Source organism: Bacillus solitudinis (assembly GCF_002797395.1).
GTDB classification, from domain to species: Bacteria; Bacillota; Bacilli; order Bacillales; family Bacillaceae_D; genus Halalkalibacter_A; species Halalkalibacter_A solitudinis.
Window position 1 is genome coordinate 102,342 of record NZ_KZ454943.1, and the last position, 19,464, is coordinate 121,805.

Annotated in this window: 21 protein-coding genes and 1 other annotated feature; of the genes, 6 read left to right on the forward strand and 15 right to left on the reverse strand. The window is 33.2% G+C overall.

All coding sequences use genetic code 11. The features are described 5' to 3' along the window. The 8 genes from CEF19_RS00555 to CEF19_RS00585 all read right to left on the reverse strand — a co-directional run. On the reverse strand, positions 1-251 hold a 251-nt coding region (locus CEF19_RS00555), incomplete at its 3' end, for a hypothetical protein (RefSeq protein ID WP_198510218.1). Further along, entirely contained in the window at positions 241-780 is a 540-nt protein-coding gene (locus CEF19_RS00560; protein WP_100404280.1) for an RNA polymerase sigma factor, read from the reverse strand. The genes CEF19_RS00555 and CEF19_RS00560, both read right to left, overlap by 11 nt. Positions 781-1,006: 226 nt before the next feature. Beyond that, positions 1,007-1,609 (reverse strand): ribonuclease FAU-1 family protein, encoded by a 603-nt coding sequence (locus tag CEF19_RS00565; RefSeq protein WP_100404281.1) that lies wholly within the window; start codon positions 1,607-1,609, stop codon positions 1,007-1,009. 200 nt (positions 1,610-1,809) lie between these two features. After that, a complete protein-coding gene (gene argS, locus CEF19_RS00570) occupies positions 1,810-3,498 on the reverse strand; it encodes an arginine--tRNA ligase (protein WP_100404282.1) in 1,689 nt (562 codons plus the stop codon). Between the two features lie 47 nt (positions 3,499-3,545). Next, positions 3,546-3,753 (reverse strand) — a binding site (T-box leader). A 233-nt stretch (positions 3,754-3,986) separates the two neighbouring features. Continuing rightward, the gene (locus tag CEF19_RS23020) at positions 3,987-4,157 is read right to left on the reverse strand and encodes a hypothetical protein (RefSeq protein ID WP_157800852.1); all 171 of its coding nucleotides are present in this window, start codon (positions 4,155-4,157) and stop codon (positions 3,987-3,989) included. A 132-nt stretch (positions 4,158-4,289) separates the two neighbouring features. Beyond that, complete coding sequence (locus CEF19_RS00575; RefSeq protein ID WP_100404283.1) at positions 4,290-4,700, reverse strand: GNAT family N-acetyltransferase; 411 nt, start codon at positions 4,698-4,700, stop codon at positions 4,290-4,292. A 110-nt stretch (positions 4,701-4,810) separates the two neighbouring features. Then, entirely contained in the window at positions 4,811-5,437 is a 627-nt protein-coding gene (locus CEF19_RS00580; RefSeq protein WP_100404284.1) for an NUDIX hydrolase, read from the reverse strand. Between the two features lie 326 nt (positions 5,438-5,763). Further along, positions 5,764-6,273 (reverse strand): GNAT family N-acetyltransferase, encoded by a 510-nt coding sequence (locus tag CEF19_RS00585; protein ID WP_100404285.1) that lies wholly within the window; start codon positions 6,271-6,273, stop codon positions 5,764-5,766. A gap of 779 nt (positions 6,274-7,052) precedes the next feature. Between CEF19_RS00585 and argC the strand changes: the two genes are divergently transcribed. Next, positions 7,053-7,997, forward strand: coding sequence for an N-acetyl-gamma-glutamyl-phosphate reductase (gene argC / locus CEF19_RS00595; RefSeq protein WP_100404287.1), 945 nt, complete (start codon positions 7,053-7,055; stop codon positions 7,995-7,997). Positions 7,998-8,365: 368 nt separating this feature from the next. Here argC and CEF19_RS00600 read toward each other — a convergent pair whose 3' ends face one another. The 3 genes from CEF19_RS00600 to CEF19_RS00610 form a co-directional block, all read right to left on the reverse strand. Next, complete coding sequence (locus tag CEF19_RS00600) at positions 8,366-8,950, reverse strand: hypothetical protein (RefSeq protein ID WP_100404288.1); 585 nt, start codon at positions 8,948-8,950, stop codon at positions 8,366-8,368. 145 nt (positions 8,951-9,095) lie between these two features. Further along, positions 9,096-9,539, reverse strand: coding sequence for a hypothetical protein (locus CEF19_RS00605; RefSeq protein WP_100404289.1), 444 nt, complete (start codon positions 9,537-9,539; stop codon positions 9,096-9,098). Positions 9,540-9,656: 117 nt separating this feature from the next. Next, on the reverse strand, positions 9,657-9,977 hold the full coding sequence (locus CEF19_RS00610; RefSeq protein WP_227521885.1) for a hypothetical protein: 321 nt from the start codon (positions 9,975-9,977) through the stop codon (positions 9,657-9,659). Positions 9,978-10,634: 657 nt separating this feature from the next. Here CEF19_RS00610 and CEF19_RS00615 point away from each other — a divergent pair. Continuing rightward, on the forward strand, positions 10,635-12,056 hold the full coding sequence (locus CEF19_RS00615; protein ID WP_100404290.1) for an IS110 family transposase: 1,422 nt from the start codon (positions 10,635-10,637) through the stop codon (positions 12,054-12,056). Positions 12,057-12,190: 134 nt separating this feature from the next. Here CEF19_RS00615 and CEF19_RS00620 read toward each other — a convergent pair whose 3' ends face one another. Next, a complete protein-coding gene (locus CEF19_RS00620) occupies positions 12,191-13,426 on the reverse strand; it encodes an IS110 family RNA-guided transposase (RefSeq protein WP_100404291.1) in 1,236 nt (411 codons plus the stop codon). A gap of 348 nt (positions 13,427-13,774) precedes the next feature. On the opposite strand from CEF19_RS00620, the gene CEF19_RS00625 reads away from it, so the two are divergent. Then, positions 13,775-14,224: a hypothetical protein gene (locus CEF19_RS00625; protein ID WP_100404292.1), complete on the forward strand. Its 450-nt coding sequence runs from the start codon at positions 13,775-13,777 to the stop codon at positions 14,222-14,224. Between the two features lie 132 nt (positions 14,225-14,356). Then, positions 14,357-14,740: an IolE/MocC family protein gene (locus CEF19_RS00630; RefSeq protein WP_100404293.1), complete on the forward strand. Its 384-nt coding sequence runs from the start codon at positions 14,357-14,359 to the stop codon at positions 14,738-14,740. A gap of 205 nt (positions 14,741-14,945) precedes the next feature. Here the strand turns inward: CEF19_RS00630 and CEF19_RS00635 are convergent, their stop codons facing one another. From CEF19_RS00635 to CEF19_RS00645, 3 genes are all read right to left on the reverse strand, one after another. Further along, complete coding sequence (locus CEF19_RS00635) at positions 14,946-15,827, reverse strand: phosphotransferase (RefSeq protein WP_100404294.1); 882 nt, start codon at positions 15,825-15,827, stop codon at positions 14,946-14,948. Positions 15,828-16,120: 293 nt separating this feature from the next. Continuing rightward, complete coding sequence (locus tag CEF19_RS00640; protein ID WP_157800853.1) at positions 16,121-16,567, reverse strand: GNAT family N-acetyltransferase; 447 nt, start codon at positions 16,565-16,567, stop codon at positions 16,121-16,123. Positions 16,568-16,885: 318 nt separating this feature from the next. Next, positions 16,886-17,521 carry a DUF6037 family protein gene (locus CEF19_RS00645; RefSeq protein ID WP_198510219.1) on the reverse strand — a complete coding sequence of 212 codons (636 nt, stop codon included), beginning with the start codon at positions 17,519-17,521 and terminating at the stop codon, positions 16,886-16,888. A gap of 437 nt (positions 17,522-17,958) precedes the next feature. Between CEF19_RS00645 and CEF19_RS00650 the strand changes: the two genes are divergently transcribed. Continuing rightward, positions 17,959-18,279, forward strand: coding sequence for an FRG domain-containing protein (locus CEF19_RS00650; protein WP_100404296.1), 321 nt, complete (start codon positions 17,959-17,961; stop codon positions 18,277-18,279). Positions 18,280-18,339: 60 nt separating this feature from the next. Then, positions 18,340-19,460, forward strand: a protein-coding gene (locus CEF19_RS00655; RefSeq protein WP_100404297.1) for an IS3 family transposase whose coding sequence is annotated in 2 segments (ribosomal slippage) — positions 18,340-18,589 and positions 18,589-19,460 — 1,122 coding nt in all. Because the reading frame shifts where the segments join, the coding sequence is not laid out codon by codon here. Positions 19,461-19,464: the final 4 nt, after the last annotated feature.

Sequence of the window (19,464 nt, forward strand, 5' to 3'; positions counted from 1 at the left end):
TCTGGTACATTATTTGTTCCGCTTAAGATTTGACTAATATCATTACTAAAAACGTTAAATCCAATAATAATAAATACAATGAAACTAGCTATACTAGCAAAATACAAAGAAAAACCTTTAATTTTTTTCTTATAATGTAATCTATGAGCTTTTTGTAATAAATTACGTTTAGTTTCAATAACAAACTCTTCTCGTGGGTTTATATCGGGTGAATTTTTTATCTTTTTAAATAAATCCTTTTCACTTTGCATTTTCAAATACCTCCTCCATATTAAACTCTAGTTTAGTGTGAAGTTTTTTTAACGCACGGTGGTAATTCACCTTAACTTTAGACTCGCTACAATTTAATATTTTTGCAGTTTCTTTGATAGACATTTCATTAATGCCTCTAAGGATAATAACCTCTCTATAACTTGGCTTTAGTGTTAAGATAGCTCTTTTAACAATTTCTCTTTCTTCTTCGATTTCTAATGCTTCAGCAGGTTTTATCTCAGTTGAAATTAGACTATTAAAGAAGCTATCTTTAAACAAAGAATAAAACTTGTTTCTACGATAATAGTCAACAGCAACATTCCTTGAAATAGACAATATCCATGATTTAAGACGGTCTTGATTATTAAAGTTTGACAGGGACTTTAGCACTCTAATAAAAACCTCCTGAGTTAAATCTTCTGCATCATTACGACTTCCCGTAAAACAAATCAAAAAATGGTAAACATCTTTGTAATGTTTATCATATACTTGTTCAATCCTTTCATTGATACTATCCGCATCTATCAAGTAATCCCCTCCTTATCTTGTTGACTCATATAATAATCGTATAAGTAACACAAAAAGTTACAGTAATTACTAAAAAAATAAAAAAAAGCGGGATATATTATATCTCCAGCTTGATTATCTAACATTAACTTCTTCCACTTACCTGCGCCATTAGTCGAACAAGGAAAGCGATGCCTTGTAAAAGCATCGCACCCTTTATTTGAATAACTTAATAATTCAATATATCCTACAATCGCCTTTTTCCGTAACATTGTTCTCGATTCTTTTCTTTAAACTTTTGAATTTCACTAATTTCAAATTTTTCCATGGGATTTGCTTTAGTACAATTTATTACGTCTTTAAAAGGACATATTTCATTTAAGTAATGAATCAAATTTCCTGAATCAATGATTTCTTTTAAATCATTTAAACCTTGTTTTGCTCCGACCTGTTCCTTTTCCGTTATCCATGCTTTATTTACAGCGTCTTCAAAATCATCTTCGTCAATAATTATATAGTCTTTTCCATTTTGGTTTACTAAAACATCAAGCTCTAAATCTACATTAAAAATTTTATTTCCTTCACTAAAACAAGGACTACATATATCACAATTAAAACTCCATTCAATTGGACCCTGTTCTCCAAGCAATTTTCCATCTAATTGAAATGAACAATTGATTTCGAACCACTGATTATAAAATGAATAGTGCCTCAATATCATATCATCTTCCCTAACATCATAAACCAAATACTTATCATTCCATAACTTTATGTTAGATTGGTCGATACTAAATAATCTAACCTCATAAGGCATATGTAAATTGTAACATTCTAATGTTTCAAACTTCATTACTATCAATCCCTTCTTAAATAAACCTGCTCCGTTAGTCGAACAAGGAAAGCGATGCTTCGAATATTCAAGCATCGCACTCCGTTATTTACCGGTTGTAGAAAAGATAAAAAAGCAACCCTGTCTCATTCCATGATTCTAATCGTTCGTTAATATAGGATCTTTCGTTGGGCAACTACTCTTAATTTATATTAAAAGAGTTACATTTGATTTGGCGCTTTTATTCCCAGTAATCTCAGTCCTTCTTTTAAAACAATTGTAACAGCTTTTACTAATGTAAGTCTGCTCTCTAAAAGGTTATCATCACTGAGAACTTTGACATGGGCATAATATTTGTTGAACTCCTGAGATACATCTATAAGATATTTTGCAATTTGCGAAGGTTCATGCTGAGAAAAGCTCTTTTCAATAACAACAGGAAACTCCATGAGACGTTTTAGAACAGACCAGCTATGTTTGTCTGTTAACCCATCAACATTCAAACTTTTTTCGTTATACTTTGCTTTTTCTAAAATCGAACGAGCCCTTGCATGAGTATATTGTACATAAGGTCCTGTCGTTCCCTCGAATTTCAACATGTCGTTGAGTGAAAACTCGACATTATTTTGTCGTTCATTTTTCAAGTCATGAAAGATAATTGCGCCCACACCAACCATTTTAGCTACTTCTTCTTTGTCTTCTAGGTCAGGATTCTTAGTCGCAATGTTTTGTTTGGCTAAAGCAATTGCTTCTGTTATCACCTCTTCTAAAAGCACCACTTTTCCCTTTCGAGTAGACATCTTTTTGCCATCTTTCAAAATGAAGCCAAACGGAATATGCTTCAACCCTTTCGCCCATGAATAACCCATCTTTTCTAAAACAAGAAAGACTTGTTTAAAGTGTAAGCTTTGTTCATGGCCGACTACATAGATAGCTTGCTCAAAGCTGTATTTCTCATATCTGTAAACAGCAGCAGTTAAATCCCGAGTGGCATATAATGTTGCACCGTCTGATTTCTTAATCAAACAGGGTGGTAGATTATTTTCCTTCAACTCAACCACTTCCGCCCCTTCGGATTCGGTAAGGAGGTTTACATTCTGTAACTTTTCAACCGTTCGATCCATCTTGTCATTATAAAAAGCCTCACCTTGATAAGTATCAAAGGTAACATCCAGCAGTCTATATATATTTGAGAATTCCTTTAGTGATTCATCTCTAAACCATTTCCAAAGAGCTTGGGCCTCGTCATTTCCCTCTTCTAATTTTAAAAACCATGCTCTAGCTTCGTCTTCTAGAAAAGGGTTCAACTCTGCTTCAGTATGAAACTTTACATAAAGTGACAATAACTCTTCAATTGGATTTTCTTTTACAGTACTCTCGTTGCCCCACTTTTTATATGCGACAATTAGTTTTCCGAATTGCGTTCCCCAATCTCCTAGGTGATTAATTTTTGTTACATTATAGCAACACTTCTCTGCAATAGTTGAAAGGGCATTACCGATTACTGTTGAACGTAAATGACCCATTGAGAAAGGTTTTGCAATGTTAGGAGAGGAAAAATCAATAACAATGTTTTTACCTTCTCCCATCGGAACAAAACCATAGTTTTTGTCTTCCTTTAAAATTGTTTCTAGAATTTCTTTACTTACAGTTTGCTTATTTAAAAAGCAATTAACGTAAGGCCCAGTTGCTACAACTGTCTCGAAAAGCGGATGTTGAATTTTATTCGCTAATTCCAAAGCTATCTTTTGTGGTGACTCCTTTAAGGTTTTAGCAAGAGAAAAACAAGGAAAAGCCAAGTCACCTTGCTCTTCAAACTTAGGCTTCTCAATTAACTGTTCAACTTCACTTTGAGAGAACGATGATAAATGCAATGCAATTTCTTTTGCATAAATATTTTTAAATTTCAACTTAAAACACCTTCCTTTTCTAAATAAAATAAAAAATCCCGTCTCTTATTAGAGACGAGATTACCCGCGGTACCACTCTTTTTGTTCATCACGAACCTTCTTACTAAACTTGATAACGGTTTTAACCGGCTAAACCCTACTGTTTTCAGGCTACTTCTCAGAAGTGCGCTTCATTATGATATGACTATTAGGCTTCCACCATCCCTAACTCGCTTTAGACATTTTCATAACTACTCTCTTCATCACAGAATTTTTATATTTTTCATATCATATACAATACTTCTTGAAAAATCAACTTCTTTTTAGAAACTCAAGTTATTTCTTCTTGAAGTAATCTGCCAGTTAGTCGAATAACCCTTAATTACCAATTCAACTTTAACATTAATTCCCTTTTTAAAGTCTGCAAAATGGAAAAAGCATATCTGCTTTTATTACAGAAACGCACCCGTTAATTGAATAATATTTACACTTGAACCTTTTTTATTTCACTATTTGTTTCGTTCCAATTCTTCCACACGTCTCTTCAATAGTTCAATTTCTTCTTTGTCTTGTTTTGTTGCACTCTTAGATTTATACCCTTTTATCCTTAAAATAATAAACATTCCTATTGCTACTAAACTCAATAAGAAAAAGAAATTTCCCAAAATAAATTCTAACATCATATTCCTCCCAATTACCTCTTCCAATTATTATCATATAGCTCTTTGTTAAAGTACCTGCCTCGTTAGTCGAACAACAAAGGTGATGCACTTGTTCAAGCATCGCCACCAATAGTCGAAGATGGTATAGTCCTATTTACTTTCTAAAATACATTGAAAACGTTCCACGCCTGGATACTTTTCACCCAAACTCGTTATTTTGAATCCACAATTTCTATAAAAATTTACAGCATCTATATCTGTCTCAGCAGAAACAAAAGATAATGAATGTTTATCTTTGATAAAACTAATCATTTTACTTCCTATACCTTCGTCTCTGTGGTTTGGAGATACTGCAATATGTTTTATTTCACAACGGTTTGGACCCGGAAATTCTATTCCTATACAACCAACAACCTCATCTTTTATGTCATACCCATACAACTCTCGTACTGGAGATTGGATGTATAATTCATATTCTCTCTCAACATTCTTTTCCGAGGTTGCAAAGCATAAAAGTTTTCTTAAATGGGGGTGAATGGATTCCGATTTAATTACTTTCATATAACACATCCCTTCTTGCGTTAACCTGCTTCGTTAGTTTAATAACTTTAACAAAAAAGTGCATTAATCCTACTTGGATCAACGCTACCGTTAGTGAAACAAGGATAGTTTTATCCAACCTGTTCCTGTATCTTTTGAATAAGCTCTTTATAAAAAAGAACCTGATGTGGTACGAATTTATCTCTGCTTACATTTTCTTTCATTATTTGCTTTTTGCCATCATCATTTATTTCAAATCCACTAATTTGAATTTCATCTTTTTCACCAAACCAAAGTTGAGAAAAATCAATAAATTTTGCTTTTACTATTCCTGAAACCTCTTCCACTTGAAGTGTAAAGTCACCAAAGATATTTTTGCTCCTATATAAAAAAACGTTTGCTAATTCTTTATCAATAAAACCTTCTTGCACAACACAGTAATCAATTACACCTAAACTTATTAACTCCTTAAAAGCTACATCTATCCCTATTTCTTCTTTTATTTCTCTAACTCCATCCTCAACTGTTTCATCAGCTAATAAATGTCCAGCAGCAGTTATATCTAATAGATTAGGATAGTCTTTTTTATTTTTACTACGAAGTTGTAAATATATATAGTCTATTCCCTGCTCATTACTGATAAACCAACAGTGAAACGCTTCATGCCAGTATCCAATCCTATGTACATCACCCCGAGAAGCTACACCAATTAGGTTCTTATTATCATCAAAAATCTTTAATTTTTCTTGCTCTGCCATAATTTCCCCCCCTAAGTCATAGTCACTTATCTTTCATATTTCCCGTTTCTTAAACTAATCTGCCCTTTATTTTAACATTAATTTCCAACTGTTGACATAAAAAAAGCATCCCTTGTTGAAGGAATGCCTCCGTTAGTGGAATAAGCCTATTATTCACAACGACTAAATACTCTTTCAAATTCACCATCTATTATTAGTTGTTTAATCACTCTTTCAATATCTTCCCGCCTAATCCTCTTCACTAAAATCATATCGCTTGACCAAAAATATCCCCCATTTAAACACTCACCTGTTTGTTCATTTTTCTCAGGAGAGCGTAAGGATGCTTATACTATACGAGAATAGTAAGCTACATCGGTAACTCTGCCGTATAAATGCGATTCAGGCAACACCGCTACCAAAGTAAATCCGAGTTTTTCAATTAACTTTTTTGACTTCATATTTTTATTATCTATAGTAGCAAATAGGCGTTTAAGGTTTAATGTGCTTTTACAATGCTCAATGACCGCGGAAACCGCTTCATACGCAAAACCGCATCCCCAATGCTCTCTCATGAAGCGATAACCAATTTCGCCAAGATAACCTTCTGCTATTTCTGGAATCATTACATCACCGATGAATTCATCAGTATCTTTTAATGCGACAGTCCATTTTGTTTCATTACGGTTCCTAACCATTTCTAACATTGAGTGTTCATCACGAGGGGGATTACTTCCAAGAAATTCTCTTACTTCATCATTGTTAAACATTTTAAGCATATTGGGAATGTCTTTTTCCGCTCTCGGACGTAAAATCAATCGTTCTGTTTGAATTTTCGGTGCTTCTTTTTTTGCCATGATTTATTCCAGCCTTTCGTACATTATATAAATAATCTATCAATGTGAACGGTATTGAACTTCATCGTTTGTTATCTCCTTATGAAATTTATAATATAATTCGATACCGATTATTTGGATTCCTTCTTCAAGTAACCTGCTTCGTTAGCTCAACAAGCAAGGAGTCAATCTACGAAAAATAGACCCATAAAGCGAAAGCACCGATTACAACTGGAATAAGTGCTTACAGTATAAGGATTATTTTCGCAATAATGTAGGATTTACTTGCTATTTTGTGAAAAAGAATCATATCCTGTTCTGCCCAAGAAGCATAGGTATCATTTCTTAACCACTTCCACTTCTTAACTTCCTTCGAATGCTCCTCTTTCGTGTATTTTAACAAGACTAATATGAAAAAGAATATTCCTGGAATTAAAAACACAATCCAACAACCAAAGCATCCATTTTTCTCAATTCCTTCTTATAATTTCACTTTTCTATAAAGCTGCCAAACTTAGCAGCTGGATCTTAAACTCTTGCTACCGTTACTTTAAGTACATTTTTTCACTAACTCTCTCTTCATTAGAAAGGTTTCATCACCAAAAAAATTAAGTCACAATAAATGACTTGATTACAAAAGGTAATTAAAATCAAATCACGAAAACATATGGCAAACTAATGTTATCTAAGTTCACGAAATAACTATTATTTCATAATTGAAGTACGTCAATAAATTGCGTTGAATATATATACATTTTCGTATATAATTATACATAAATTTATATTTAAGGGGTGAAAAAGTGAAATATAAAATATTTGTGGATGGTCAAGAAGGTACAACAGGTTTAAAAATACATGATTACTTATCTAAGATACCTAACATAGAAGTAATCAAAATTGAATCGGAAAAGCGAAAAGATTACGAAGCCCGTAGAGCTTTAATAAATGAAGCTGATATCGTATTCCTTTGTCTTCCAGATTCCGCTTCAAGGGATTCCGTATCTATGATAAGTAATAATAAGACGAAAATAATTGATTCAAGTACGGCGTTTAGGACTAATCAGGATTGGACGTATGGATTACCAGAATTACATAAAAATCAAAGAAATAAAATCCAAAATTCATCTAGAGTATCTGTCCCAGGATGTCATGCGACAGGATTTATTTTAGCTATACACCCATTAGTAGCTGAAGGAATTATACCGAAGGATTACCCTACGTCTTGTTATTCGCTAACAGGATATAGTGGTGGAGGTAAGAAACTCATATCTGAATATCAGAACTCAAAAAGAGAACAGCTTTTTGCACCAAGACAATACGCACTTAACCTTAACCACAAGCATCTACCAGAAATGCAACTATATTCTGGGTTAAACTCAGCACCACTTTTCACACCAATAGTTGGAAACTATTATCAGGGTGATGCTGTTACTATTCCTCTCTTTCCTAGAATGTTTATAAAGAATGTAACGGCAAGGGATATTCAAGAACTGCTCGCCTCGTATTATAAAGATGAACGGTTTATTCGAGTTATGCCATACGATTCTGAGGCATATCTTGAAGACGGTTTCTTTAATCTCATGCAATGCAATAATACAAATTATTTGGATATATTTGTTTTTGGTCATAATGATGAAATATTACTTGTTTCTAGATTTGATAATTTGGGAAAAGGAGCCTCAGGGGCAGCTATTCAAAATATGAACATTATGCTTGGTTTAGACGAAGGTATGGGATTAGAGTAAAAGAAATAAGTTCTTATGGCTAACGTGAAACCTTTTAGTTTAAGATTTATAAACCAACAACCAATGGACTTCCAATTTTAAGGAAGTCCATTTTTCTAAACAAAAAGCAATATTAAACACAACAAAGCCTAATTAAAAGTAATTTATTTTCTCTTTATTAAAGCAATAGAACCTCTCTTTCTCAAACTGGTTCTCCCTGTTTATCTAGCATCTTATTCAACTATCCTGCCTCTTCACCTAAAGAAAAAGCATTACCGCTGTTCCAGTAATGCTCCCCGTTTGCGAAATATTGAAAATACGAAAGAAATGCAAAAATAACATCTCATTAATTTTCTAAAGTACTCCGTTAGTGAAAAAAGTCTATTTTTTTAATTACTATTTTTGACCTTAAATTCAACCAGAGCTTTTATTTTATAATCTTTCTTTTGTTCCATTCCCTCGTTAGCTCTAATATCAAAGTCTGCAATGCCATTTACAACATAATGTCCCTCTGGAAATTCCTGATTCATAATTTGCTTCATAAACTCTATATATTCTTTTTTGTCCTGTGCAGCGTCGTATCCGCCACTACCTCTATATTCTTCACGGAGTGGTTCTCCTTTAATTAGTTTCGTACTTAATAATGGTTCTTCCATAAAGTATCCAATTTCATAATTTCTCGTAGTCTCAACCATCGAAAAAGAGAATGGCGAAGCTGAATGAAAAATTTCAATTTCTTCTTTATCGCCTGTATATTCTAATTCAGCATAAATTTTTATAGGTTCATTCTTATTGTATTCTGCTTTTTCCGTCACAAGTCGAAATATAAAATCTTCTTCGATGACCTCAGCTTTCGTTTCTAAGCTTTGGATGTCAGACGGTTCATTATCAACCTTCTCGTTATTATTTTGTTGACAACCAAATAAACCAACTGTTAAAAGTATAAAAGATAAAATCAAGCTTAATTTTTTCAATATCGCCACTCCCTTTTAATAGTTAGACGGTATGATTTTGCTATTTGTTACAAGAAACTATAATGTAATTTTTTCCACTAAACTGCTCAATAGTAAAAGAAGCGACTACGCTTATTTCGTAATCGCTCCCTTTAGTTGAACAACGTTATAAGTTAATATCATTAGTCCCTCTAATTAACAACAAGTATTCTACATTATTATCAGCAATAAATTGTAAACCTTTTATAAGTGGTTCAAAATTTGTAATTTCTTCTTTTGAAAGTCCTCTTGAGTCGAAAATAATTTCTCCGTTAATTACGATAGTATCTTGGTTGTATTCTATTCCTTGCCTTACCGTTTCAACCAGTCTATCGTGTATAAGTTTTGCTGGAATGACAGATGGCGAGTCAACAATACTTATATCATCTTCATTTGCCAATGTTATTTCATACTTTAGTTTTTGCTTTTCGAAATTATCTTGTTCAGAGTTAACAGCCCCAATTGATGCAGTATAATCTATTATCCTTTGTTGTTTTTCATCTTCATTTGCACTAGAACACTCTGCCATAAAGAACATAACTAATGTTAAAAGAAATATAAATTTCCTCATATTACCTTCCATAATTTTAATAATTTCTTATACAACCCTGCTACTTTAGTTTAACATTAATTTCCTTTTCTGTGACATGAAAAGGAGCCTCCTTGTTGAAGGAATGCTCCCGTTTGTTTAAGAAGTACTAAGATTTCTATCTTTCGAAAAGTTAAATAATGCTATTACTAAACAAATCATACTTAATACCCAAGCAACTCCAGAAACACCTATCCAGAGTGAAATTTCTTCTGAAGCCATTGGATGATTGTAGTCAAAAGATATACCCTTTAATGCAAAATATACTCCAACAGAAACGAATATTAAATGCAGTAATGTCCAGATATATCCTGAACTTTTATTTTTCCTCCAAAGGAACACAGTAATTAAAATTACAATACCTATAACAATTGAAAATCCACCAATTAACAAGCCCATTATTTCCTGTTCTAATGGCATAGAATTACACCTCCATATTAGTTTTCTTCTTAAACAATCCTGCTCGTTAGTTTCTGTAATGCTTTAAATTTTCTTTCATTCATTTTAATAGATTACATGCTAACGCGTAAGTCTTTTATTATTGGATTTGTTGCGTTAAAATATTAATATCAATGTACCCTTGTATTCAACGTGAGATCTCTTTAGAGAAACTCTGCCGTTAGTTTGGGGACATTGTTTTTTTATTGGAAAAAATCATGTAAAATAAGGATGTGCAGTGACCTTTATGGTGATTCCGACCTTAACTGGATTGGGGCTAGTTTCCTAGACCTCTTATATAGATGTGAGGCACTCCATGTAATATGACGGCACTGCACATAATATACAGACCTCTTCAATCCTGTCTCTTCGACAGGATTTTTTATTTTTCAGGAGGAATACTTAAATACTTGTCGTATTTTTATATTTAATAGACTATATAGAAGTCGAATTCATTTTTATATAATTATTAAGCAGTTGAAACTCTACCGTTATTTGGAGCTACTTAGCTAGACTCTTTTGTTCAATTTGAGATTTAAATATCTGACGATATAATCCTGACATGCTACATTGGGCATAAAGCTCTAACAGAAACTTGGATAGTCAGATATGTCAAACTGCTTCATCGGAGGAAAAATAATGAAAGAAACCGTTACTCCATTTAGTTATGGAAAAGAAAACGAAATGCGTGAAGATATAAACTCACGTAAGTTTTATCAGTTCTATATTGGAATAGACATTGGGGCTAGTTTTCATGTGGCTTCTTGTATAAAGTTTGATGCCTTTTTAGACCCTAAAGGTGTAGCTTGGAAACGTACCAAGACACTCAAGTTCAATTCTGACAGTGCTGGTATAGCCGAATTTTTAGATGCCATTAAAAAAATAGAAAAGCAGTTTGTGCTAACCAAAGAAGACTTTTTAATTCTTTTAGAACCGACTGGTGGACACTATTCCTATTTGGTCCAACAAGTGTTATTAAACGAAGGTTATGATTTATTCCAAGTCGAAAATAAAGCTGTTGGAGAATTCCGTAAGAATAATTTAGGAATTACGGAAAAATCAGATTCAATGGATGCTAAAGTAATGTCATATATGGGATGGCATAAGCAATTACACCCCCATATGCAAGGGGTAACTCTAATAAGACCTCAAACAGTATTACAGTCCCTTTTTAGAACTGTAATGAGAGATCGTTGGTATTTAAATGTTCAACTCACTCGAAGAAAAAATCAAGTTCAACAATTATTAAGAGTAACACATCCAGATTTAAATAAAGCCTTTAAAAGTTTGGGATCTTCTTCAGTAATGAAATTAGTTCTCGAATACCCAACTGGTTTACATATGAAAGAATCTACTGAAGATGAATTGTATAAAGCCATTTCAAAAGCTGGAGCCAGGAATGTTGCAAAGAAGGCAGCTAAAACACTTGCAGAAGTAATGCCGAGTACTGTTGCTGTTCCTGTTGATCATCTCATTGGAAGACAGACATGGGTAATTGAGGAAGCATTACGGCTTGAGGAAAGTATTAAACTCATAGATAAGGAAATTCATAGGCTACTTTGGGGAGTACCTGAGAAGGGCATTTTACCGCACCCTTATACTGAAATTCTCCTGTCCCTACCCTTTGTTAGCGAAAATATTGCTTGTACATTGATTGGTGTAATTGGAGATATTGAGAGATTTAATACATATAAAGAGTTTAAAAAATACTTAGGTGTCTCAGCTGAAAATACACAATCTGGGACATCTGTAAGTGGGACTAGACAAACAAATAGTGGTGTTCGAGATGCACGTCGTGTTCTTTACCAAATAGCTCTGATTATACTGGCTAGTGGTAAGTATAATCCTACTGTTTTTAAAGTTTATTATGATCGTAAGGTTGAGGAAGGCATGAGTAAGAAAAAAGCGATTGGTCACCTGTGTGGTAAGATTGCTAACTTAATTTACTCCCTACTTAAAAATAACCATAAATATGATCCTAAAATCCATGCAGCTGCGATGGGCGTTAATTTTGAGGAGCTTAATTCAAAGCCAAAAGAAGAACCATTATTATTAAACTAAACCAGCTAATAGTTTGTCAATATTTTTCAATAAAAAAGTTTAAATGCAAATGATATACTAAAAATGAGTACACTAAATAACCTACCATTTCTCAGCACTTGGAAGGTTTTGGACTATTTAGCTAGACGTAGTGATTATACTACATCTTGGAATAATGTGTTGCTTTTTAACAGGGCAAAAATCCAATGTAAGAGCTTATTTACACAAGCAATGACAGCCACTTTGAAAGGCTTTCCTTCATCACGTTTCTTGTCGTAGAACTCACGTAATTTCTTATTACGAGGGATAATTTCATCACTCGTTTTCTTCTTGCGACAGTCTCGAATTGCACACCTTACACCCATATATAATGCGTGCCGAAGCCTACTGGAACCACGTTTTGTAATCCGATTCTTAGTAGCTGTGAATTTACCAGATTCAAAAACGCTTGGATCTACTCCAGCGAATGCGACTAGCTTCTTAGGATGATCAAATCGATCGATTTCCCCAATCTCGGATATAATCGTTGCCGCGATCTTTTCTCCGATTCCAGGAATTGATTTGATAATGGTATATTCTTCAACTTCTTTCGCAAGGGCATCTATCTCTGACTCTAACGTTGATAGGTGCTCTTTGTATTGGAGAAGAATATTAATAAACATCCCCAGACTCAAAATATGACTCTGATAAACAGTTTTCTCAAATGGATTACGCATAGCTGCAGCTCTGAGCTGTTCTGTTTTCTCACTTGCCCAAACCCTTGAACGACTCTTACAGAACTCATGAATGGTGCTTGTTAGGGTTTCATCATCCGCATTTAATATATCCTCAGACGAAGGAAAGGTCCTTAGAGTTAATAGAGATACAATAGAGTATAAATCTCCAAACACACCTCTATACTCAGGGAAAACCTGATCGAGAATGGCTTGAAACTGTAACTTTGTTTGAATGACAGTACCAGTAATGTTCTCATGTTGTCTTGTAAGATTACGTAAGTTTAATAGTTGGACGCCTCGTTTTTTATAGGGTTCTAGTTCCTCTTTATAGAAAAGTTCGCACAATAGATAGGCATCAACTGCGTCAGTCTTTACCTTTCGTAAGCTAGAACTTTTGGCCTTATAAGAAATTAATGGATTAATAATAATTAATAGGTATCCACGCTCCTCAAGATAGTGAACGATAGGACTTTGATAATGTCCTGTTGCTTCTAGAATAACCGGAGGTTTCTTCCCAGTCTCAGCTTTCACTTCTTCAATAAATCGGACAAGATAATCTAGTCCTTCAAGAGTATGAGATACTTTAAAGCTCTTACGGTATGGTTTTCCCTTGTCTAAGAAAGCCTGAATCTGACTTTCTCCTTTTGATACATCCAGACCAATGACTGGATTCATTCGATATCCCCTCCAAAAGATATATTAACCGGTACCCCTAATCCTTCTTGCAGTATCACAGCTTCGCTTGTTATACGAGATCTACGTCCCAACCAGCCTCAATCATGTTTCTACAAGTAGGGGGCAAACTGTTTAGCTGACGGGATCAAGTCCCACGGGCAGTTACGTTTTACCCCGGCTACCGTTATAATAAGACCATATTAAAAAAGGTCAACCAGAAATATTTTCTTATCTGGCTGACCTTATAATACGAACGGAGCAGGTTAGTTGAAGAACAGTCATACAAAAGGGATATTTTGTTTTCCAATGAATTAGTTTACTGGTGTTATTAAATCAGGAGGTAGAAAAATGAATAGAAAGAAATGGATTGTCTTAATATCATTTGTTCTAGTAGTAATAGCATATGTCGGATTTTATTATCAAACACATATATCAATTTGGGGATTTTCTCTTTCTAAAGATGATATAAAACAGGTCATTGTTAGTAGCGAAAGTGAAGAGGAATTTTCTCAACATCTAATCACTAATCAAAAGGAAGTTTTGGAGATAGCAAAGTTGATATCTAAGTCGGAAAAGTATTTAGAAATCAAACAAAATAATTTCCCGCCTGATGAAAGACCTGAAAAATACACTAAAATTCTGTTACAAACACAGGATAATACTACTTATGGTGGCAATCTGTGGATTTTAGGAACAAACTATGTGCAGGATAGTAGCGGTTACTATTGGAAGATTGATTATGAAAAATTAAGCAGATTATTAAACGAAGCAATCCCATCTGCTGAGAGATTACATTAAACAATAATATCTCTTCAACTAAAGGGTGCAATCCTTTAAGAAACGGGGATTACTCTATTTCTTATTGAAGTAACGGAGCAGGGTTGTTGAAGAAAGTCCTATCGTTATAAATTGACTAGAGGGGGAATGAGAATGAAACAACTATCTTTTATAGGTGCAATATTGGTTCTAGTATTGTTAATTACTGGTTGTAATCAACAACCCAACATTGATATTAGTAATGCCTTGAGTCAAACAAGAGAAACACTTGAAGAATTAGATGACGTAGAAACTACTGCGGCTTCTTTTGACGGGGAAAGTGATGTTAAGTTTAGGCTTACGGTCGTAGGGCATCCAACTGAGGAAGAGGCTAATACTTTGTTTAACAAAGTATTAGAAAGTATTATTAAGTCGTCAAATCAATCTGATGTATGGGATTATTATAATGGTTATTTTGACATAAAAAGTTACGATAATGGTGTTATATATGAAGCGACTAAACTTATGGGAGAAGATTTCAATTTTTCTTCTAACTAAAAGTTTAAACAAACGAAAGTCTTTTATAAATTGTGAAGGATTATACTTAAAGTAACGGGTGGCGTTTCTTGAATAAGGAGGGCTTTTTCCTAAGTCCATTAAAAAGCAAAAATCCCCTACTTTTTGTCCTAAAGCTGGGGATTTTTCCTTGAGTAACCGATCTTTTAATTCCTCTAAACACTACACTACATTGAATAAGGATTATTTAAAATAATATCTTGTGATTTAACCAAACATTTAAATCAACTTTCCCTTGCACTGACAATAAACGATATAAGTATCGATAAGGTTCCCTACATTTTGTTAAATCAGGAATTTCCATAACCTTTTCATAACCAGATTTAAACTCCTTTGCCGATTTTTCATCTAGAACGTATTCTAGCCCGATAAAGTCTAACTCTCTTGGGGCGATAACATACGCCTCTGTATCTACCAAACCAGTAATTACTTTTTCATTTGATAAAAATTGTGTAGGGTCCATATCAACTAGAACAAATGATGAATATTCAGGGGAAGGTAATTCATTTATTAAGTTATGTATTTCAGCAAGTTTGCTTTTTATTTGTTCCTGATTATAGTAAAATCTAGAAACCAATTCTGTCATTGTATCTTTTAAATGTTGATTAAATTCTTCTAATTTTACTTTAAAATTTCCAGATGGTGTTCCAACGTAATTTTCTTTGTACTGGTGAATCCTAGCCAAACCTTCTCCAAGACTCTGTAACACCGTAGATGGCTGTCCTATAAATGATTGAACTACTTCGCCGTTTAATTTTTCTACAACAACGAATTGTCTCGAAGAAGCTTTTCCTTTATTTATTATTTTAGGTACTGGGATTGAAGTGATGTTGTTTAATATATTATTAACGTTTTCTAATTCATAAACTTGCCTTGGGTCAATACCGAACAGTTTTTTACATCCCCACCAAAAATCATTATTAGGTTCTTCCACCATCCTAGAAGAACGAACAACTACCTCTTGTCTATCTGTTTTAACCAACCATACATCGCTAGCGTGGTTTTCATAACCAGGGTTTAACTCGTGAATTTCTTTAATTGATTCTTGAAATAGAAATTGTAAATCCATAAAAAATCCCACTTTCAGAAAAAAATTATTTAAGTTATATTTCTGTACTAATATAAGTTTTACCTTCTTAAACTAAACCTGCAACGTTAGCGGAACAAGGCAAGCGATGCCTTGTGATAAATTCCTTTTCCCCACTGTAAATCCCCTTTTTGAACAATATTTTTTAGTGACCCTCTCTAACTTTACTATAAAAACCCATAAATCTTATTAAAGAATCTGCTACGTTACTTTAATAAGAAAAAGGCTTTACTCCTGTTAAAGTAAAGCACCCTTTAGTTAAACAAGAACCCAATCTATCTATGTAAAATCATCTGGTCTGTTTCTTTAAACCCTATTGATTGGTATAATTTTTTTGCATTATCACTGGCTAATAAACGGACGGTTTTGATTTCTTTTGTAGAAAACCAATCTAACACTTCGTTTGTTAACTTTTTTGCATAGCCTTGATTTCTAAACAAAGTCTCTACATATACATCACCAATAAACCCATACTGTTCTTCCTTATAAAAACAGTAAGGAATATCTTCTTTAATAAATACCCCAGCACACGCAACAATGTCATTTTCGTGTTCAATGACGAAATGAATAGCTTTTCCTGTTTCATACAATTCTGTGTAAGTCTTCTCAACAACCTGAATAAAATCAACTCTAAGAAGGTGCTCCATACCAACTTCTTTAAACATTTTTTGTTTAAGTAGTGTTATTGCAGGAATGTCTAATATTGTTGCAGATCGTATCAAATTACTCTCCTCCACCATTAATTTATAAACATTTAATTCTCATAACCTCAAGAGGAACCCTTTTGGAAAAGTCCATTATTAAATAAAATTCTCCGTTACTTTAAGTACAATCTTTCACAAACTCATTTGTACTTTAACATAAATATCCATTTTATTCTTCATATTTTATATTGCAATCTGGTCCTAAAATGAAAAAGACGCATTCTTTATTAAAGAAATGCGCCTGCTTGTTGAAAATCCTTTTCTATTGAATATTATCATTGTACTGTGCAGCAGATGACTTTGTATTATTATAAGATTTACTGTTTTATGATTTGATTATCTATTATTATTAGTCCAATTATTGATAATCTCTTCATTTGTTTTCTCATCTTCTGGATTTTCAGAATAGCAAAAACTAACGTTTGTCTCAGTCTTTAATTTTTCATATAGATCCGGTCGAAGAATTCTAGTTTTATTATCATTAAATGGACTTCGTTTTCCTAAAGAATTATCTTTTCTTTTAGGATTTCTTTTAACTTTGTAGCAATAGAGTTTATTTGGATTCTCTGAATCACTTTGACTAAGTGAATATACCATAGCTGTTTGTTCAGTGGAAGATTTACCTTCAATAACTTCAGTAGGAATTTGTTTTGATATAAGTTGACTGAATTGTTCGATTATATTTCCCAGATTATTGCTATATTCAATATTAAAATACTCCCTTAAGGTTTTGACATCAACCAAAAGTTGTGCAGAATTAGCATGAACTAGCAAATTATTGTTAAAATTCTCTTTCTCTAAAAATTCGATTTTTAATAGTCCGTATTTCGGTTTTACTTCACCACCTTCATATAATTTTACCAAAACTATATAATTCTGCTGTTTATACTTAAATGTAAATGAGTCGATATACCACCCTTTTTTCTCCATGTCAACTTTTAAACTTTTTAAGTTTTCAAATATATTAGCCAATATAACACCTCTTAACTTTACTATGAAAAAGTTATTAATATTTTTGATTAAATTTTCTTATTTAACTTCCACACAGTGAAATCAATATCATTTCTTCAACACGCTTCGTTGAAAGTACTTAATAGTTAAAATATTATATATATATTTTAACATGAATATCCATTTATTGAATAACAATTGCTTGATTTAAGGCCTTGCTCAAAACATAAATAATGCACATTTCATAATAAAAAAATGCACCCAATTATTAAAAATCATATCTATTACATTGTAAGCGCCAAACAAGAAACGATCACTTTAAATGTAACCGTCTCGTTCGATAGGAATTTTTTAACAGTATCGTTTACTGTGAAGCAATCAATGTTGAGTAACTTTTATTAAAAGCTCCAAATCAGAATACATATACTGTAAAATATTATTTGAGAGGGGCAATTAATATGGATCAAGCTAATACAGTAGAAGAATTTCTAAATATTTTAAATCGATACCAAGGACAAGCCGAAGTCTTTTACAGAGGACAAGCCGCAAAATATAAGAGCGTTATATCAAGTATCTCTCGAGATAACGGGCATTTAGCAAATGAACACCAAATTTATCGGGAAACATTACATATGTATGAACAAGAATTTGAGACAATTAAATTTCCAATTGAGCGGTTAGCCAAACTACAACATTATGGAATTCCAACACGATTAATCGATGTAACAATTGACCCTTTAATTGCTCTTGGCCGGGGTCGAGTGAATCGGCTACACTGAACTAGACAGAAAAATTAAGGTCAAGTAGACTACAGATAATATAATTGAGGAGAATCTACGATGACTAAAAAAGAACGCCGAACATTTACTAAAGAGTTTAAAGAACAAATTGTGCAGCTATACAACAGTGGTAAACCAAGAAAAGAGATTATTCGTGAATATGACCTCACTCCTTCGTCTCTTGATAAATGGGTGGGTCAGAGTCAGACATCTGGTTCTTTCAAGGAAAAGGACAATTTAACTTCTGAACAAAAGGAATTAGCGGAACTAAGAAAGAGAAATAAGCAATTGGAAATGGAGAATGACATTTTAAAGCAAGCCGCGCTGATACTAGGACGAAAGTAAATGTGATTAAGAATAATCAACACAAATACTCGATATCAGCAATGTGCAAAGTCCTTCAAATCCCGAGAAGTACCTATTATTATGAAGCAAAAGAACGACAGGCTGAAGATGATATCACTTCTGATATTATTGAGATTTTCCACGAAAGTTACCAAAACTATGGGACTCGTAAAATTAAAAAGGAATTAGTAAAGCGTAGTAAGGTTGTTTCTAGACGTCGGATTGGACGAATCATGAAAGAGCAGGGCTTGGTGTCCTCTTATACGCTTGCGCAATTTAAGTCATATTCTAGCGGAACTAACGAATCAGAACAAAAAAATGAACTTGATCGACAATTTAAACAAGATGAAGCGTTATCTGTCGTGGTGAGTGATTTAACATATGTCAGAGTCGATAAAAAATGGCAGTACATATGTGTATTTGTTGATCTCTTTAACCGTGAAATTATTGGATATAGTACTGGGCGTCATAAAAATGCTTTACTTGTTTATCGTGCTTTAGCGTCAATGAAAACAGATTTGCGCAAGATCGGACTCTTTCATACAGATCGAGGAAGTGAGTTCAAAAATAAACTTATCCATGATGCATTAGCCACGTTTAATATCCAACGTTCGCTTAGTATGAAAGGATGTCCTTATGATATTGCAGTAGCAGAAGCCACATTTAAAATCATAAAGACGGAGTTCATTAAAGGACGCCATTTTGATAGTCTGAAAGAGTTAGAATCTGAATTACACAATTATATCAATTGGTTTAATTACAAACGAATCCACGGAACACTAGGTTATTTGAGTCCCATTGAATACAAACTTGGACACCTTAAAAAAGTTGTCTAGTTAA

Excerpts from the sequence above, each read along its gene's own strand:
- CEF19_RS00630 (WP_100404293.1), top strand. The coding sequence starts at position 14,357 with ATGAAACAACTATCTTTTATAGGTGCAATATTGGTTCTAGTATTGTTA.
- CEF19_RS00650 (WP_100404296.1), top strand. The coding sequence starts at position 17,959 with ATGGATCAAGCTAATACAGTAGAAGAATTTCTAAATATTTTAAATCGA.
- CEF19_RS00605 (WP_100404289.1), bottom strand. The coding sequence starts at position 9,539 with ATGAGGAAATTTATATTTCTTTTAACATTAGTTATGTTCTTTATGGCA.
- CEF19_RS00615 (WP_100404290.1), top strand. The coding sequence starts at position 10,635 with ATGAAAGAAACCGTTACTCCATTTAGTTATGGAAAAGAAAACGAAATG.
- CEF19_RS00620 (WP_100404291.1), bottom strand. The coding sequence starts at position 13,426 with ATGAATCCAGTCATTGGTCTGGATGTATCAAAAGGAGAAAGTCAGATT.
- CEF19_RS23020 (WP_157800852.1), bottom strand. The coding sequence starts at position 4,157 with ATGTTAGAATTTATTTTGGGAAATTTCTTTTTCTTATTGAGTTTAGTA.
- CEF19_RS00625 (WP_100404292.1), top strand. The coding sequence starts at position 13,775 with ATGAATAGAAAGAAATGGATTGTCTTAATATCATTTGTTCTAGTAGTA.
- CEF19_RS00565 (WP_100404281.1), bottom strand. The coding sequence starts at position 1,609 with ATGAAGTTTGAAACATTAGAATGTTACAATTTACATATGCCTTATGAG.
- CEF19_RS00635 (WP_100404294.1), bottom strand. The coding sequence starts at position 15,827 with ATGGATTTACAATTTCTATTTCAAGAATCAATTAAAGAAATTCACGAG.
- CEF19_RS00580 (WP_100404284.1), bottom strand. The coding sequence starts at position 5,437 with ATGGCAGAGCAAGAAAAATTAAAGATTTTTGATGATAATAAGAACCTA.
- CEF19_RS00610 (WP_227521885.1), bottom strand. The coding sequence starts at position 9,977 with ATGCCATTAGAACAGGAAATAATGGGCTTGTTAATTGGTGGATTTTCA.
- CEF19_RS00575 (WP_100404283.1), bottom strand. The coding sequence starts at position 4,700 with ATGAAAGTAATTAAATCGGAATCCATTCACCCCCATTTAAGAAAACTT.
- CEF19_RS00585 (WP_100404285.1), bottom strand. The coding sequence starts at position 6,273 with ATGGCAAAAAAAGAAGCACCGAAAATTCAAACAGAACGATTGATTTTA.